The 1,720-nt window shown below is 39.7% G+C and carries 2 protein-coding genes; both read left to right on the plus strand.

The genetic code is table 11. From position 1 onward, the window contains the following. Nucleotides 1–286 (plus strand): hypothetical protein (locus KDK16_RS09320; protein ID WP_257275756.1); only part of this gene is annotated, 286 nt, incomplete at its 5' end. A gap of 142 nt (nucleotides 287–428) precedes the next feature. Beyond that, nucleotides 429–1,720 (plus strand): hypothetical protein (locus KDK16_RS09325; RefSeq protein WP_257275757.1); only part of this gene is annotated, 1,292 nt, incomplete at its 3' end.

A 1,720-nucleotide genomic window follows, 5' to 3' on the forward strand; every position in this document is an offset into this window, starting at 1 on the left:
GAACAGGATCATTCGCAGAGGGCAACGGCTGGTACATTACCTGAGCAGCCTGGCCCGAGGCGGGAAAGACGACGCTGACACGGATACAGCGAAGAGTAAGCAGCAAGGGGTGGTAAGCCTGAACGACACAGAGCTGAACCAACACTACCAGCGTCTGGTACAGGACATCAGTGCCCTGTCAGGCCATCGAACTGGTGAGAGTCCGTCGTTTATGCCATCGGCAACCCAGAGAGTGATACAGAATCTGACGAATCCACAACCTTTGACGACGATGGGTCAGGGCTGATTCCATAAGGAATCTGACGGAACTCCATACTACACTGTCTGTTACGTTTATTGCACATTTAAAGCCCTCTGATCACGCCGGTGAAAGGGCAAGTATCGCAATCCCCCGGGAAACCATGTAGGTCAATCTATCAGGTGTTATCATGCGAGACTTCCGTGTACCCAAGAATATGCATGTCAGCATTGTCGATCCCATTGAAGGTTGGGAGTTTGGTTGTCTGACAATATGGGCCAAGGTGAACCCGGACTACGTACTCCATGTATGGGCTCCCGAACGTTTGGCATACAAAAAAATACTATATTCGCTGCTGATGTCCGAGATAAACAAAAATGCTATTGAGAAAGATTCTCCAGATGATGATATAGCGAAGTTGAAAGATCGCACCTGGAAAATAATTGATGATTTTATGGGTAAAAGCCCAAACGTAGAACAATTGAATATAATGAGTTCCAGTTTTTCAGATAATGTAAAGCAGTCGTTTGCCATACAATGGGATAAAACCAGTGAATTGTTAAATAAAATTGAAACATCCATTGTCGATGCTGTCGTTCATAGAGACGAGATTGATTTCAAACCAATAGAGATTCAATATATTAAATACAGCTTAGGCTTTACTGACTCTTTAATAACCGAAAGATTTATAGGAATTTATCATGCTTTCAATTTTGGAGGGGCATATATTGATAAAGGACTACTACCCGAAATGGAGAGCAAGGCCTTTCTAAAAAGGAGTAGTTCGGGCGAGTCTATATCAGAAATAGGAGTAAGTGATGAAAACAAAAAACGTCTCGAAAGAGCTAAGATACGTGCTCTTTTTGAAAAAATGTTTTCAGATGGAATGATTCCAGATCCCAGCCCTTATTTTGAGACATACGATACAAACCTGCCAGAAGAACAAACCAGTCAGATTAAAGATATCGTAAAAAAAACCAGTATTGGTGATCTATTCCAAAGACTAGGGGAATATCAACTAACACATCATACCCGCAATACATTAATGTTCGGAATGAAAATAAATTCATTAGGTAATTTTGTAGACAGTACTCTTGATCATGCAAACCAGCCATTTATCCTACTAACTCTCAAAAGAAACCCTCTGATCAAAATATCACTTGATGAAATCACATTTCTTCATGATGCTGTAGAAGGCTTAAAAAAATCTGCAATAAGTGAGGAAGAACTCATACCAAAGATAAAGGAGAAACTACGTCAATTCTATCAAATAAATAAAACGGATGTCTCCAGCAGTAACATTAATGAAGTTGCAATGATGTCAGCAAAGTTTTCATATCATAACGAGGAGACTGACCAGCGGATTATCAATAAAATAGGTTATAACGCTTTTGAAAGATTGAAAAATACCCAATTAAAAAGAAAATATAAAATCATTCCATTTGTTAAATTCTCAGCAAACAATCCCTTCTACAACAGAAG

Source organism: Endozoicomonas sp. SESOKO4, from assembly GCF_024606275.1.